The sequence below is a fragment of the Aureimonas phyllosphaerae genome, assembly GCF_047943035.1.
Taxonomy (GTDB): domain Bacteria; phylum Pseudomonadota; class Alphaproteobacteria; order Rhizobiales; family Rhizobiaceae; genus Aureimonas; species Aureimonas phyllosphaerae.
Window position 1 is genome coordinate 4,028,013 of sequence record NZ_CP181348.1, and the last position, 14,581, is coordinate 4,042,593.

Genomic DNA, 14,581 nt, shown 5'->3' on the forward strand with positions numbered 1-14,581 from the left:
TCAGTTCCCTGTCTCGTTGCCGGCGGCGATCGCCAGTTCGGCGGGCTCGGCACCCGCATCGAGGCGAACGTCGCGCGAGCGCAGCGCCGCCATGTGGTTCCAGACTGGCGCGAGGCCCTGCCGCGCCGTGCGGTAGCCCTCGAAGACGCCGGCATAGCGCTCGGCGAGCCGGGCATCGGGCGCCTCGGCCGGCCCGAGCAGCGGCGTCACCCAGGTCTCGATACAGGCGTCCATCGTCGGAAAGGCCTTGATCGCGACGGCGGCCATCATCGCGGCGCCCGCCGCCCCCGCCTCGTCGCGCGAGGAGGTGCGCACGCTGGCGCCCGTCGTCGCCGCCAGCACCGAGCGCAGCGCGCGCGAACGTGCAGCCCCGCCGGTGAGGCGAAGCTCGCGCGGCATGTCGCCCATCGCGGCGTAGCAGTCGCGCGCGGCCATCGCGATGCCCTCCACCACGGCCCGCACGAGGTCGGGATAGCGGTGGCCGCTCGACAGGCCGATGAAGCCGGCGCGGGCGTCCGGGTCGATGAAGGGGCCGCGCTCGCCGGCCGAGATGTAGGGGTGGTAGAGGATCGCGCCCGGCTCGGAACGGGCGAGCCAGCCCTCGATCCGGCCGACGAGATCGGTTTTGGAAGGGCGCTCGCCGAACTCGGCGACGAGATCGGCGGCGGTTCCGAGCACCCAGTCGATGTTGAGGGTCGCGGCCATGTTGGTCTGGACCTGCGTGACCACGCCCGGGATCGGCAGCGCGATGACGTAGCCCGTCCCTTCCGCGTTCAGGAACACGTCGTCCGAGCGGACCGCGCGCATGTGGACGCCGGTGGAGCCGACCGTCGAGCAGGCGACGCCGGGCTCGCGGGCGTAGACGCCGGCCCCGAGTGCCGTCATCACCATGTCGACATAGCCGAGCGAGACCGGTGTGCCTTCTAGAAGACCCGTCGCCTCGGCTGCCTCGCGCGTCAGCGGATGCGTCGTCATGGTGCCGTCGAGGATCGGCGGCAGGAGATGGCGGCGGCGGGAGAGGCCGAGCGCCTCGATCACCGTGTCGTCGTAGGCGCGGCTGCGGAAGTCGCCGAAAGTGAAGCTCGCCTCAGACGGATCGGTCGCGCGCACGCCGGTAAGGCAGAGGTGCAGCCAGTCTTTGCAATGGAACGCGACCTCGGCCTGCCCGATCAGGTCGGGATGGACGGTTGCCATATGGGCAAGCTGCGCGCCCTGCTGGCAGGTGTTGAGGCCGGTGCCGGTGCGCTCGAAGCGGGTGCGCTCGAGCGGACCGTCCCAGAGGCGCCGCACGGTCGAGGCCGACCGGGCATCGAGCCAGAGCCAGGCGTCGCCGACGGGCCGGTTGCCGGCGCCGACAAGCCACGTTCCGTCGCCTTGGCCCGTGACCGAGACGGCCGCGGTGCAGCGCGCGAGGCCGTCCACGACCTGCCCGAGCTCGCGCAGCGCCTTGGCGCAGTCCGCCCAGGTCCGCTCCATCGACTGGACGGCGGACCCGTCCGGCTCCTCGCGATAGGTGTTGACCACCGCCGCGGTGCCGAGCTGCCGGCCGGCGAGATCGAAGGCCACGGCCTTGATCACCGACGTGCCGGCATCGATGCCGATCAGGACGTCCGCGCCCTCAGCCATCGAGACCGCTCCTGTCGTTCGCTTCCGCCATCGCTTGTCTCCTCATCCGGCGACCCTTTCCCCCTGGTCGCGCATCAGCGCCCGCGCGGTGCGCTCGTCTGTGATCAATCCCGTCAGGACGCCGCTGCGCAGGACCGCGCGGATCGCCGCGACCTTGCCCGGTCCGCCCGCGATCGCCACCGCCCGCCGGCCGCGAATGTCGTCGAGCGCCGGCGAGACGGTGCGCCCCGACAGCGGCGTCTCGACCGGCGCGCCGTCCTCGTCGAGAAAGTGGCCCAGCATCTCGCCGACGCCACCGCTTCGGCGAACCTCGTCGATCTCGTCGGGCAGGATCATGCCGGAGCCGACGAGCTGCGCGTCGAGCTGCGCCGTACCGATGCCCATCAACATCAGGTCGGCGTGGCAGGCGAGCCGGAAGATCTCGCCGACCCCGCGCTGCGACAGGAGGACATCGAGGTCGGCGGGAGAATTGGCGACGAAAGGGATCGGCATGACATAGGCGAGCGCGCCGGTGCGCTCGGCCAGCCGATGGATGACGTCGTGCGGGTTGGCCGCGAAGTTGCGCGTGAGGCCGCCCATCAGCGAAACGAAGCGCATGGCGCCGGATCCCGTCGGCGTCATCGCCGTCACGGCGGCGGCGAGCGTGCGGCCGAAGCCGATGCCGAGCACGCCGCCCTCGGCCGATTCGATCTCGCGCTCCAGAAAGCTCGCCCCGGCGCCGCCAAGCGCGCGCAGCGGCATGCCGTCCTCCTCGTGGAGATCCGGCACGACCTCGCAATGCGCAAGGTCGAACGCGTCGCGAATCGCATCCTCCAGCGCCACGCACTCGGCGACGCCGCCGACCACCGACACCTTCACCGCACCGTTCTGATAGGCCCAGGCGATCAGCCGGTGCGCCTTGGTGGACGACACGCCGAGCTTCTGCGCCACCTCGCCCTGTGTCATTCCGGCTGCGTAATGAAGCCATGCCGCACGGATCGCAAGGCTTTCGTCGGAGTCGCGCTTGGTCGACGTGCGCACCGGCCCTCCCAGGCTCCCCATCTGCACTGCAAAATTTTGCAATGTGAGAAAACTATTGCATTCGTTCGCCGAGTGTCAATAATTTCCCCCATGCCAAGGGTCACCGAAGGGTCGGCCCGGCTTCCGGAGATGGAGACCCGGAGGCGACACGGCGACGGGAGGGTTCACGCATGCGACTGGGGACAAGGTGCCCGCATCGGCTGCCGATCAACGATCGGTCCTTGCCCTTGCGCGCCCCCGTTTCGCATGTGTCACACCCCGCTGCGCCGTCCGAGACAAGGAGCGTTCGATGACCCTGCAGGCTGAACGGGCGCCGCGTCGCCCGACCCGATCGCGCGGCGTCGTGATCGGCACGGTGGTGGCGCTCGTGGTGGTCGCAGCCATGGCCTATGACACACGCATCGTGACTATCGGCGGGGAGCACGACGTCCAGGCCGAGGTGTTCTCGCCCGCGACCTTCGGTGCCAAGGCCTTTCCCGAGATCCGCTCCAGCGTCGAGTCGCGGGCGGTCGATGCCGCGCAGCTCGCCGCCGAGCTCGGCGCGGACAAGGCCGCGGCGACGCAGAAATACGGCATATCCGGCGGAACAGGCCCGGTCTTCCCGGTGAAGTTCACGGGCACCGTCGGCGAGGGCAAGTCCGGTCTCTACAAGATCGCGGTCGCCGGCATGCCGCCTGAGACCACGGTGCGCGTCCAGACCGGCCCGGCGATCAACGGCACCGACCTTCGCGACGCGACGGGCACGATCGCCTTCGGCCAGTTCAAGAACCAGATCGAGTACCAGAACGCCGGCGCGGCCATCAACGACCAGATGAAGAAGGACGTGCTGGCGGGGATCGACAACGCGGCCCTCACCGGCAAGACGGTGACGATCACCGGCGTGTTCCGCCTCATCAATCCAAAGAACTGGCTGGTGACGCCGGTCGCCATGAGCGTCCAATGAGCCTGGCCGGGTCCCGCGACGACGTGGTGCTTTCGGCGCGCAACGTCGCCAAGTCCTACGGCAACGTCCACGCGCTGAAGGGCGTCAACTTCGATGTCCACAAGGGCAAGGTGACGACGCTGTTCGGGGAGAACGGCGCCGGCAAGTCGACGCTGATGAAGATCCTGTCAGGCGTCGTGAAGCCGACCTCGGGCGAGATCGTGCTGGAAGGCGAGCCCGTCACCTTCTCCTCGTCGACCGACGCGCGCGATCGCGGCGGCATCTCGATCATCCACCAGGAACTGTCGCTCGCGCCCAACCTTTCGGTGCGCGACAACATCTTCATGGGCCGCGAGATCGTCGGCCCCGCGGGGGGCGTCGATTTCGCGGAAGAAGAGCGCATCACGCGCCTCCTGATGGAGGAACTCGAGGAGGACATCGATCCCCTCACCCCGGTCGAGGACCTGCGCCTCGGGCAGCAGCAGATCGTCGAGATCGCGCGCGCCCTGTCGGTGAAATCGCGCATCCTCATCATGGACGAGCCGACCTCGGCGCTGAGCGCGACCGAGGTCGAGGTCCTGTTCAAGGTCATCGGCGACCTGAAGAGCCGCGGGGTCTCGATCGTCTACATCTCGCACCATCTCGAGGAAGCGCTGGAGATCACCGACCACGCGGTGGTGCTGCGCGACGGCACGATGACGGCCTATGCGCCGCGCTCCGACATCGACCTCGAATGGATCGTCCGCAACATGGTGGGCGACAACTACGACCTCGGTTCGCCCCCGTCCGGCTACGCGTTCGGCAAGGTCGCGCTCAGCATCGAGGGCCTCAGCGTCCCCGACGCCGCCCGGCCCGACCGCTCGGTGGTCGACAATGTCTCGCTGGAGGTGCGGGCCGGTGAGATCGTCTGCATCTACGGCCTGATGGGTGCGGGTCGCACCGAGATGATGGAGACCGTCGCCGGCCGCCTGCGCCCGAGCGGCGGGCGCGTCCTTCTGGAAGGCGACGACCTGTCCGGGCTCTCGATCGCCCAGCGCATCGCGCGCGGCCTCGTGCTCGTGCCGGAAGACCGCCAGCGCGACGGCCTCGTCCAGACGATGAGCGTCGGCGAAAACCTGTCGCTCGCCTCGATCGGCTCCTTCACGCGGGGTCTCTTCACCTCGAAGCGGCGAGAGCGCGAGATCGTTTCGGAGGCGATCCGGGGCGTCCACATCAAGACCGACGGCGGCGGTGCCCCGATCGGCTCGCTGTCCGGCGGAAACCAGCAGAAGGTCGTCATCGGCAAGATGCTGGCGACCGACCCGACCGTCGTCCTCCTAGACGAACCGAGCCGCGGCATCGACATCGGCGCCAAGTCCGAGGTCTTCAAGCTCCTCGCCGAGGGCGCGCGCAAGGGCCTCGCCGTCGTCTACTCGACGTCCGAGGTCGGCGAATGCCTCGCCGTCGCCCACCGCATCATCGTCATGCACCGCGGCCGGATCTCGGCCGAGTTCGGCGCCGATGCCACCAAGGAAGAGATCATGGCCGCCTCCGGCGAAGCCGTGACGCACTGAACCGGAGCCCCGTCATGAGCACCACCTCCACACTCAAGGCGTCCGGCAGCGGGTTCGATCTCGGCCGCGTGCTTCTGGAAGGGCGCGCCTTCTTCGCGCTGATCGCCATCATCGCGATCTTCTCGTCGCTCTCGCCCTACTACTTCTCGACCGCCAACTTCCTGACGATGGCCTCGCACGTCGCCATCTTCGGTCTCCTGGCGATCGGCATGCTCCTCGTCATCCTCACCGGCGGCATCGACCTGTCGGTCGGCTCGACGCTGGGCCTGTGCGGCGTCATCGCCGGCGCGCTGATGCAGGGCGTGACGCTCGAGCCGCTCGGGGTCATCCTCTACCCGCCGGTCTGGGTGGTCGTGATCCTCACCTGCGTCGTCGGCGCGCTGGTCGGCCTGACGAACGGCATCCTGATCGCCTTCTTCAAGGTGCCGGCCTTCGTGGCGACGCTCGGCCTTCTCTATGTCGCGCGCGGCATCGCGCTCCTGATGACCAACGGCCTCACCTACAACAATCTCGGCGGCCGCCCCGAACTCGGCAACACGGGCTTCGACTGGCTCGGCTTCAACCGCGTCCTCAACGTGCCGATCGGGGTCCTGATCCTTGCCGCCGTCGCGATCCTCGCCAGCGTCCTTCTCAACCGCACGGCCTTCGGCCGCTGGGTCTACTCGACCGGCGGCAACCAGCGCGCGGCCGAGCTTTCCGGCGTGCCGGTGAAGCGGGTGACGATCCTCGTCTACGTCCTGTCGGGCATCTGCGCGGCGATCGCGGGCCTCGTCCTGTCCTCGCAGCTGACCTCCGCCGGCCCGACCGCCGGCACGACCTACGAGCTGACGGCGATCGCGGCCGTCGTGATCGGCGGCGCGGCGCTGACCGGCGGGCGCGGCAACATCCGCGGCACCATGCTCGGCGCCTTCGTGATCGGCTTCCTCGCCGACGGCCTCGTGATCATCGGCGTGTCCGCCTACTGGCAGACCGTCTTCACCGGCGCGGTCATCGTGCTCGCCGTCCTCCTCAACTCGATCCAGTACGGCCGTCGCGGCCCCAAGCCCGCGAAGAAGGCCGACACCTCTTCGCCATCGAAGGCATGACGCCTCCACGACGGCAAGCCTCGCCGGGAACCGGCATATACCAGGGAGTGAGACCAACCATGCGCATGACCCGGACGCTTCTGGCGGCAACCGCCGCCGCTGTGATGACGATCTTCTCCGCGCCCGCCTTCGCCGATGGCGCGATCTCGATCATCGTCAACGACCCGTCGAACCCCTACTGGTTCACGGAAGGCGAGGTCGCCAAGGCCGAGGCCGAGAAGCTCGGCTACACGGCCACCGTGGCCGCCCACAAGGGCGACACCAACGCCGAGTCGCGCCTGATCGACACGGCCATCACCAGCCAGGTCAAGGCGATCATCCTCGACCCCGCCAACGCCGACGGCTCGGTCGGCGCGGTGAAGAAGGCGGTCGATGCCGGCATTCCGGTGATCCTCGTCAACGCCGAGATCAACCAGGAAGGCCTCGCCAAGGCGCAGCTCGTCTCGAACAACGCGCAAGGCGCGGCGCTCGGCGCCCAGGCCTGGGTCGAGGCGGTCGGCGACAGCGGCAAGTATGTCGAGCTCTTCGGCGCGCCGTCCGACAACAACGCCCAGACCCGCTCGAACGGCTTCGAGACGGTGCTGACGCAGTATCCCGACCTCGTGAAGGCCGGCCAGGAAGTCGCCAACTGGGACCGCACCCAGGGCTACAACAAGATGCAGTCGCTCCTGCAGGCGAACCCGGACATCATCGGCGTGATCTCCGGCAACGACGAGATGGCGCTCGGCGCCGTCGCGGCGCTGAAGGAAGCCGGCAAGCTCGCGAACATCAAGGTCGGCGGCTTCGATGGCTCGCCGGACGCGGTGGCCGCGGTCAAGGCCGGCGAGCTCCAGTACACCGTGCTGCAGCCGGTGGCCGTGTTCTCGGCGGAAGCCGTCAAGCAGGCCGACAGCTTCATCAAGACCGGCAAGACCGGCGTCGACCAGGAGAAGCAGCTCTTCGACTGCATCCTGATCAACAAGGACAACGCCGACAAGATGACGGCGCCGTTCACGCTGGCTCCGTAACAGGCGGATCGCATCGAGGGACGCGGCTCGCCCGACGCCCCTCCCCACCGATCGAGGCAGCCGCCATGCGGCTGCCTCTTTCGTTTGGAGCCCTCAGGAGACGAAGCGGCGCATCGTCTCCCGGTTGGTGCGGACGGCGCGGGCGGGATCGCTTGCCGCCTCCTCCGACTCCTCCTCCAGCACCAGCCAGCCGTTGAAGCCCGGCGCCTTCGCAGCTTCCGCGATCACGGCAGGCACGTCGCAGGCACCCCGCCCGAGCATCGCCCAGGTGCCCGTGGCATCGACGTCCTTCAGGTGCAGGTAGCGGATGCGCGCGGCGTGGGTTCGCAGCGTGTCGAGCATGTCCATGCCGCCGCGCAGGATGTGGCCGGTATCGGGCACCCAGCCGACGGACGCAGGATCAAGAAGCTTAAACAGCGCGTCGTAATCGGCGCGGTCGAAGAGCAGCGTGTCGTGGTGCGAACTCGGGTGGACCGCCACCTCGATGCCCGCAACGCGGCCGATCTCGGCGGCCCGGTTGTAGACCTCGGCGGCGATGCGGAACTTCTCGTCGCGTGGCCCGGTCGACATGACGGTCGCCGACCCCATCGACAGGACGGCGCCGGGAAAGCGCGCGGCGAAATCGGCCCAGCGTCGCGCCGCTTCGAGGTCGCGTTCCACCTCGTCGATCTCGGTGAAGCCGCTCGCCGAACTGAAGGTGAAGGCGACGAGGGCGAGCCCCCGTGCGTCCAGCGCCCTCGCGAAGGCCTCGGGCTGGCTGCCGTAGGCGCCGATCATCGTGTCGGTGATCTCGATCCCGCCGTAGCCGCCGGCTGCGATCGCATCGAGGAGGTCATCGGGTCTGCCGTTGAAACCCTCGCCCAGCATTTCCCAGGTGAAGGTCTGACACCCGATCCTGACGTCCGCCATCGCCGTATCCTCTCCGCTTGCCGCCAGACTCCCGCGCGGCATCGGCCCGACTTCTGCCGGCCGTGGCGGCAGGGTCAAGCCGGAAGACGCTGAGGCTGCTGCCGAAAACGCGTGGGCGAGAACCAGTCTTACGCCTGTACGGCCTTGAAGCGCGCGGGGCGGCCCTATCCTCACAGACTCGCCGCCACCCAAGATGAGGACAAAGGCTCATGGAGATCGTCAGGAACGGATCGTCGCCTTCCGGCCGGGGACCGGCGGAGTGGTTCAGCGGGACGGTGCGCGTCGATCCGCTGTTCTCGCCTAACGAGGCCCGGCGCGCAGCGGCCGCCACGGTCACCTTCGAGCCCGGCGCACGCACGGCCTGGCATACCCACCCCCTCGGGCAGACGCTGATCGTCACGGCGGGTGTCGGCCTCGTCCAGCGCGAGGGCGGCCCGATCGAGGAGATCCGGCCGGGCGACGTCGTCTGGTTCGAGCCGGGCGAGAAGCATTGGCACGGGGCCTCGCCGACCAATGCCATGACCCACATCGCCATTCAGGAACAGAAGGACGGCAAGGTCGTCGACTGGATGGAGCACGTCACGGACGCCGCGTACCAATCGGGCTGACGCGCCGGCTCAAGGCCAGCGCACGAGGGCCTCGTGGCCTTGGGACGTCAGCGCGTAGACGCCGTGGCCGGTGCGCTCGAACCAGCCGTAGACGTTCCGCCGCAGCATCGCCGCGGCCGCCGGCACGGCAGCGGCGAGATCGCGCGGGCGCTGCGGTCCGGTCGCCAGCGCGCGGGCGAGCACCAGCGCCTGCTGGCGATAGGCCGTCATGACCGGGGCGCGCGAGCCCCCGCCGGCGACAGGGTCGCCCTGCCGCCGCTTGTGCTCGCTGACGAGGCGCGAGCGCCGCTTCGGGTCGCGACGCGGCATCGGCGCGTCCGGGCTGAGAAGGACGTGCACCACATCGTCGCTGCCGACGCCAAGGAGCCCGAAGCCGAGCCGGCGGCATAGGTTTCGGAAGCGCGCGTCCGCCTCCCGCCCCTTGCCGCGCAGCGACAGGCGCGCCGCGAGCCAGACCTCGTCGCAGGCCGCGGCCCGGTCGACGGCCTGCAGCACGAGTTCGAGATTGAATGTCTGCTTCAGTTCGCAGACCACGACGATCTGGGGCTCCCCCTCCCGCAGCCCCAGGAGGTCGCACCCGCCGACCTCCCCCTTCACCGAGAAGCCGAGCGTTTCGAGAAACGCCTTCACCGGCGCATAGAGCGCGGTCTCGGGCCGAGCGCCGGTCGCGTCGGTCGATGGTTCGGAAGCCATGGTCATCGCGTCAGGAACACCGGCAGCCTTTCGCCGGTCTTTCGCGCCAGCGCATGCAAGGCGTTTGCGAGCCCGTTCGCCCATGCGAAAAGGGCGGACCGGATGAAGCGAAGGTCGAGGATCGAATGGCGTCGGAACGGAACAAGGGCGTCGGTCGGTTCGATCTCACGGGCCGCGTCGTGCTGGTGACGGGCGCGAGCCGCGGAATCGGCGCTGCGCTGGCGACGGCTCTCGCCGAGTCGGGCGCCTCGCTGGTGGTCGGCGCACGCAAGGTCGAGAATCTCCAAACAACGGCGGAAGCCGTTTCGCAAGCCGGATCGCCCGTCCTCACCGTTCCGCTCGACGTCACGCACGTCGCGTCCATCGAGGCGGCGGTCGATGCGGCCACGCAGCGTTTCGGTCGGCTCGACGGGCTCGTCAACAACGCCGGGGTCGAAGACGTCCGTCCGAGCTTCGACGTGGACGAGACGCTGTGGGACCGCATCCTCGACACCAACCTGAAAGGTGCGTTCTTCGCGGCGCAGGCGGCGGGACGCGCGATGCGCATGAACGGCTCGGGCAGCATCGTCAACATCGCCTCCTTGACCTCGATGGTCGGCGTGCCGACCGCGATCCCCTACGGCTCCTCGAAATCCGGGCTTCTCGGCATGACGCGGGCGCTGGCCGCGGAATGGGCGCCAGTCGGCATCCGCGTCAACGCGATCGCGCCCGGCTACTTCCGCACCGCCATGACCGACGTCTTCTACGAGAACGAGGACTGGCGCGAGCGCATGCTCGGGCGCATCCCGATGAACCGGTTCGGGGATCTCGACGATCTGGCGGGCGCCGCGCTGTTCCTGGCGAGCGACGCGTCCCGCTACATGACCGGGCAGTGCATCGCGATCGACGGCGGCTTCCTCGCTTCCATCTGAAACCGCTGGAAGAACAGGCGTCTGCCGCAAGTTTGGGCTTGCGCCGAGCTTGCAGCTGGATCAAGCACACGTCATGCGTTGTGACGAATCCGCCCCGATTTCCCTGGCCGCTGCCGCACTCGCGGGATGGCGCGCATGAGCCTGGCGCGACCAGCCTCCGTTCTCGGCACACCCGCCGTTTCGGTGCGCGACGTCTCGATGGTCTTCTCCGGACAGGCGGCGGTGGCGGATGCCTCGTTCGACCTTGCCGGCGGCCGGTTCCTGACGATCCTCGGGCCCTCCGGCTCGGGCAAGACCACGCTCCTGCGCATGATCGCGGGCTTCCAGAAGCCGACCCGCGGCGAGATCGCGATCAACGGCCGCCCGGTGTCGGCCGAGCCCGCGCACAAGCGGCGGATCGGCATGGTGTTCCAGAAGCTCGCCCTGTTCCCGCACATGACGGCAGCCGAGAACGTCGCCTTCCCGCTCAAGATGCGGCGCTTCGATGCGCGCGAGATTCCTGCCCGCGTCGAACGCTACCTCGATCTCGTGCACCTCGGTGCCTACGGGGACCGACGCATCCATGAGCTGTCCGGCGGTCAGCAGCAGCGCGTGGCGATCGCCCGTGCGCTGGTCTTCGAACCGGAGCTTCTTCTTCTCGACGAGCCGCTCGCCGCGCTCGACCGCAAGCTGCGCGAGGAGATGCAGCTGGAGTTCCGCCGCATCCAGCGCGAACTCGGCATCACGACGATCAACGTGACGCACGACCAGCGCGAGGCGCTCGTCGTATCGGACGAGATCATCGTGATGGACGCGGGCCGGATCCAGCAGATGGCCGAGCCGATCGCCGCCTATCGCGAGCCCGCCAACGCCTTCGTCGCGAGCTTCATCGGCGTCACCAACCGGCTGGAGGGCAAAGTCGCGGGATCGCAGGGCGAGGTGGTGACGCTCGAGACGCCGCTCGGCGCCATCAGCGGCCGCTGGTCGGCACCGGCCGGACGCGCGCCCCGCGTGGGCGAAGCCGCGGCCGGCATGCTGCGCGCCGAACAGATCCGCGTCGAAGGCACGGGCGCGAGCGGCCCGGCGCTCGACACCCATCTCACCGCCGAGATTGCGGACGTGATCTTCGAGGGCGAGCGCGTCGTCTACGAGGCGCGCCCCGCCGGCGCTCTCGGCGTGACCTTGCGCGCCTTCGACCACGATCCGGTCGGCCACGCCGTCCAGCCCGTCGGCGCCCACGTGCGGCTCGGCTGGAATACCCGCGACCTCATCGTCTTTCCGCAAGCCTGAACGCCGCCCCATTCGCGAAAGGAGCCATCGCCATGACCGACAAGCCCTTCCTCAGTGATCTCAACCGCCGCCGCTTCCTGCAGGGCGCGGCCGCCGTGGGCTCGATCGGCGCGGCCTCGGCGCTCGGCCTTCGCGCGGCCGTCGCGCAGGAGCCGGAAAAGCCGGCCGAGATCATCGTGCGCGCCTGGGGCGGGTCCTGGGTCGAGGCGCTGAAGGCGGGCGTCTCCGACCCGTTCACGAAGGCGACCGGCATCGCGGTCCGCCACGACCTCACCGAGGACAACGAGATCCAGCCGAAGGTCTGGGCGGCCGTGGCGCAGAAGCGCGTGCCGCCGATCCACATCAACTGGGACACGACCACCAACGCCACCAAGTCGGCGCTGCGCGGCGTCACCGAAGACCTCTCGGACCTGCCCAACCTCAAGGGCGTCACCGAGCTTGCCAAGCCCGTCGGCCTCGACGGCTATCCGATCGTCGACACCTACGGCTATGTCTACGTCCTCGCCTACCGCCCGGCCGCCTTCCCGGACGGTCCGCCGACCTCGTGGAAGGCGATGCTCGACCCGAAGTTCAAGGGCCGCATCGCCCTCTACAACGACGGCATCGGCTTCCACTTCCCGGCGCAGGTCGCCGGGGGCGGCAAGCTCGAGGACATTCCGGCCAACATGCAGCCGGCCTGGGACTTCATCGCCAAGGTGAAGGAGCAGCAGCCGCTGCTCGGCGAGGACCCGGACTTCACGACCTGGTTCCAGAACGGCGAGATCGACCTCGCCTGCACCATCTCGACCAACGCGCGCGAGGCCAAGAAGAACGGCATCGACGTCGCCTGGGTGGTGCCGGAGGAAGGCGCCAAGTTCGACACGGACGGACTGTGGATCCCAAAGGGTCTGCCCGAGAACGAGCTGTATTGGGCCAAGAAGTACATCGACATGGCGATCGGCAAGGACAGCCAGCAGGTCTGGCTTGACGGCCTCGGCCTGCCGGGCGTCGTGCCGGGCCTCACGCCGCCGGCCGATCTCGCGGGCGATCCGTCCTATCCGACGACGCCCGAAGACTTCCAGAACCTCATCCGCATCTCGTCCAAGGTGCAGGTGGAGAACGAGGCCGAATGGTTCGGCAAGTTCAAGGCCATCATGCAGGGCTGACGCCATCGGGCTTCGGAGGCGGATCGCATCCGTTCCCGAAGCTGCCCTTTCGCAACACCGCATCGCCAGACCCCGACGCCCATGCCGCTCCGCCCCTCACGCTCCGCCTATCCCCTCCGTTGGCGCGTCTTCGACGCGGCCGAGGCGGCGGCGCACGCCGTCTGGCCCGCGCGGGTGGGCAAGGCGATCCCCTGGTTGATGCTGGCGCCCGCGATCCTTCTCGTCGGGCTCCTCGCGATCAGCCTCTTCGACATTCTCGACGCCAGCCTTCGCACGCTCGACACGGCGACCTTCCTGCCGTCCGAGGAGCGCACGCTCGCCAACTACGCCCGCGCCTTTTCCGAGCCGGTCTTCCTCAATGTCGCGCTGCGCAGCCTCGGCGGCGCGCTGATCGTGACGCTCGCGACTCTCGTTCTCGCCTTTCCCTACGCCTACGCGATGGTGCGCACCCGCTCGGCCGCCCGGCGCAAGGCGCTGCTGATCGCGCTGTTCCTGCCGTTCTTCATCGGGCAGGTGGTGCGCGCCTACGGCTGGCTGATCCTCCTCGGCAACCAGGGGCTCGCCAACGAGATCTTCGCGCTGTTCGGGCTCGGTCCCTATCGCCTCCTCTTCAACTACTGGGCGGTCCTCTTCGGCCTCGTCCAGTACATGCTGCCCTTCGCCGTCCTGATGCTGGCGCCCGCCCTCTCGGCGATCCCCGAGGAGGTCGAGGCCGCCGCCGGCTCGCTCGGGGCCAACTGGGGGCGGACCCTCCTCCATGTGGTGTTTCCGATGGCGACGCCCGGCTTCGTCGGCGCCGGGCTCGTGGTGCTGACCCTGACGCTGACCGACTTCGCGATTCCCGCGATCCTCGGCGGCGGGGGGCAGGACTTCATCGCCAATGCGATCTACGACCAGTTCTTCCGCACCTCCGACCAGGGCATGGGCGCCGCGCTGACGCTGCTTCTCGTCGTCGTCGGCTCGACGCTCGTCGGCGCCGTCTTCGCGCTCTTCGGGGCGGGCACGCTGGCGCTGCGGGGGCGCGCGCCATGACCGAGGCGCGCTCCAAGCGCTGGGTGATCGGCGCCCTCGTCGCCCTCTCGCTCGTCATCCTTTCGGCCCCGACGCTTGTGGTGCTGGGCGCCTCGTTCACCGCCGGCAACATCATCGCCTTCCCGCCCGACGGGCTGTCGCTGAAATGGTACGCCAAGGTCGCGGGCGCGGCGGACTTGCGCCAGGCGTTCTGGCGATCGCTTCAGGTGGCGTTGATCTGCACCGCGATCGCGATTCCGGTCGGCACGCTGGCAGGCCTCGCGCTCGCCAAGTACCGCGTGCGCTTCGCCAATCTTCTTCAGGTCTATCTTCTCCTGCCCTTTACGATCCCGCTGATCGGCTCGGGCATCGGGCTGATGCTCCTGTTCGGCGAGGGGGGCGTCCTCGGCTCGCTCTGGCCGGTCGGCGTCGCGGCCTGCGTCATCAACCTGCCCTTCATGATCTGGGCGGTGAGCGCGAGCGCCGGCGCGCTCGATCCCGATCTCGAGCTCGCCGCCTCGATGTGCGGTGCGCCGCCGCTCCAGACGTTCCTCCTCGTCACCGTTCCGGCGGTCGCGCCCGGCATCATCACCGGCTCGCTCCTGATGTTCATCCTAGCGCTGAACGAGTTCCTCGTCAGCCTCCTTCTCGTCGACGCGCGCACGGTGACGCTGCCCGTCCAGATCTACAATTCGATCCGCTCCATCATCACGCCTGATCTCGCCGCCATCTCGGTGGTCTTCATCGCCTGCGCGGCGCTCGCGATCCTCGCGCTCGACCGCCTCGTCGGCCTCGACATCTTCCTGAAATCGAAGTGACGCT

At 69.0% G+C, this 14,581-nt stretch carries 14 protein-coding genes; 10 read left to right on the forward strand and 4 right to left on the reverse strand.

All coding sequences use genetic code 11. The features are described 5' to 3' along the window. Positions 1-1,626 carry an FGGY-family carbohydrate kinase gene (locus tag ACLNGM_RS19275; RefSeq protein ID WP_416356169.1) on the reverse strand — a complete coding sequence of 542 codons (1,626 nt, stop codon included), beginning with the start codon at positions 1,624-1,626 and terminating at the stop codon, positions 1-3. A gap of 42 nt (positions 1,627-1,668) precedes the next feature. Further along, a complete protein-coding gene (locus ACLNGM_RS19280; RefSeq protein ID WP_416356170.1) occupies positions 1,669-2,667 on the reverse strand; it encodes a sugar-binding transcriptional regulator in 999 nt (332 codons plus the stop codon). Between the two features lie 268 nt (positions 2,668-2,935). Between ACLNGM_RS19280 and ACLNGM_RS19285 the strand changes: the two genes are divergently transcribed. The 4 genes from ACLNGM_RS19285 (at position 2,936) to ACLNGM_RS19300 (ending at position 7,213) form a co-directional block, all read left to right on the forward strand. Beyond that, complete coding sequence (locus ACLNGM_RS19285) at positions 2,936-3,589, forward strand: DUF2291 family protein (RefSeq protein WP_416356171.1); 654 nt, start codon at positions 2,936-2,938, stop codon at positions 3,587-3,589. After that, positions 3,586-5,121: a sugar ABC transporter ATP-binding protein gene (locus ACLNGM_RS19290; RefSeq protein WP_416356172.1), complete on the forward strand. Its 1,536-nt coding sequence runs from the start codon at positions 3,586-3,588 to the stop codon at positions 5,119-5,121. The genes ACLNGM_RS19285 and ACLNGM_RS19290 overlap by 4 nt, the downstream gene beginning before the upstream one ends. Before the next feature lie 14 nt (positions 5,122-5,135). Next, positions 5,136-6,206 carry an ABC transporter permease gene (locus tag ACLNGM_RS19295; RefSeq protein ID WP_416356173.1) on the forward strand — a complete coding sequence of 357 codons (1,071 nt, stop codon included), beginning with the start codon at positions 5,136-5,138 and terminating at the stop codon, positions 6,204-6,206. A gap of 104 nt (positions 6,207-6,310) precedes the next feature. Then, complete coding sequence (locus ACLNGM_RS19300; RefSeq protein WP_416358495.1) at positions 6,311-7,213, forward strand: D-ribose ABC transporter substrate-binding protein; 903 nt, start codon at positions 6,311-6,313, stop codon at positions 7,211-7,213. A 93-nt stretch (positions 7,214-7,306) separates the two neighbouring features. On the opposite strand, the gene ACLNGM_RS19305 is transcribed toward ACLNGM_RS19300, so the two are convergent. Then, the gene (locus tag ACLNGM_RS19305) at positions 7,307-8,122 is read right to left on the reverse strand and encodes a sugar phosphate isomerase/epimerase family protein (protein WP_416356174.1); all 816 of its coding nucleotides are present in this window, start codon (positions 8,120-8,122) and stop codon (positions 7,307-7,309) included. 209 nt (positions 8,123-8,331) lie between these two features. On the opposite strand from ACLNGM_RS19305, the gene ACLNGM_RS19310 reads away from it, so the two are divergent. Next, a complete protein-coding gene (locus ACLNGM_RS19310; protein WP_416356175.1) occupies positions 8,332-8,730 on the forward strand; it encodes a cupin domain-containing protein in 399 nt (132 codons plus the stop codon). A gap of 9 nt (positions 8,731-8,739) precedes the next feature. Here ACLNGM_RS19310 and ACLNGM_RS19315 read toward each other — a convergent pair whose 3' ends face one another. Beyond that, positions 8,740-9,423 carry a DUF2161 domain-containing phosphodiesterase gene (locus ACLNGM_RS19315; RefSeq protein WP_416356176.1) on the reverse strand — a complete coding sequence of 228 codons (684 nt, stop codon included), beginning with the start codon at positions 9,421-9,423 and terminating at the stop codon, positions 8,740-8,742. Between the two features lie 125 nt (positions 9,424-9,548). Between ACLNGM_RS19315 and ACLNGM_RS19320 the strand changes: the two genes are divergently transcribed. The 5 genes from ACLNGM_RS19320 to ACLNGM_RS19340 all read left to right on the forward strand — a co-directional run bounded on the left by ACLNGM_RS19320 (position 9,549) and on the right by ACLNGM_RS19340 (position 14,577). Then, a complete protein-coding gene (locus tag ACLNGM_RS19320; RefSeq protein WP_416356177.1) occupies positions 9,549-10,334 on the forward strand; it encodes an SDR family NAD(P)-dependent oxidoreductase in 786 nt (261 codons plus the stop codon). A 135-nt stretch (positions 10,335-10,469) separates the two neighbouring features. Further along, a complete protein-coding gene (locus tag ACLNGM_RS19325) occupies positions 10,470-11,603 on the forward strand; it encodes an ABC transporter ATP-binding protein (protein WP_416356178.1) in 1,134 nt (377 codons plus the stop codon). Positions 11,604-11,635: 32 nt separating this feature from the next. Then, positions 11,636-12,748, forward strand: coding sequence for an ABC transporter substrate-binding protein (locus ACLNGM_RS19330; RefSeq protein WP_416356179.1), 1,113 nt, complete (start codon positions 11,636-11,638; stop codon positions 12,746-12,748). A gap of 81 nt (positions 12,749-12,829) precedes the next feature. Beyond that, positions 12,830-13,780 carry an ABC transporter permease gene (locus ACLNGM_RS19335; protein WP_416356180.1) on the forward strand — a complete coding sequence of 317 codons (951 nt, stop codon included), beginning with the start codon at positions 12,830-12,832 and terminating at the stop codon, positions 13,778-13,780. Continuing rightward, the gene (locus ACLNGM_RS19340) at positions 13,777-14,577 is read left to right on the forward strand and encodes an ABC transporter permease (protein WP_416356181.1); all 801 of its coding nucleotides are present in this window, start codon (positions 13,777-13,779) and stop codon (positions 14,575-14,577) included. The genes ACLNGM_RS19335 and ACLNGM_RS19340 overlap by 4 nt, the downstream gene beginning before the upstream one ends. Positions 14,578-14,581: the final 4 nt, after the last annotated feature.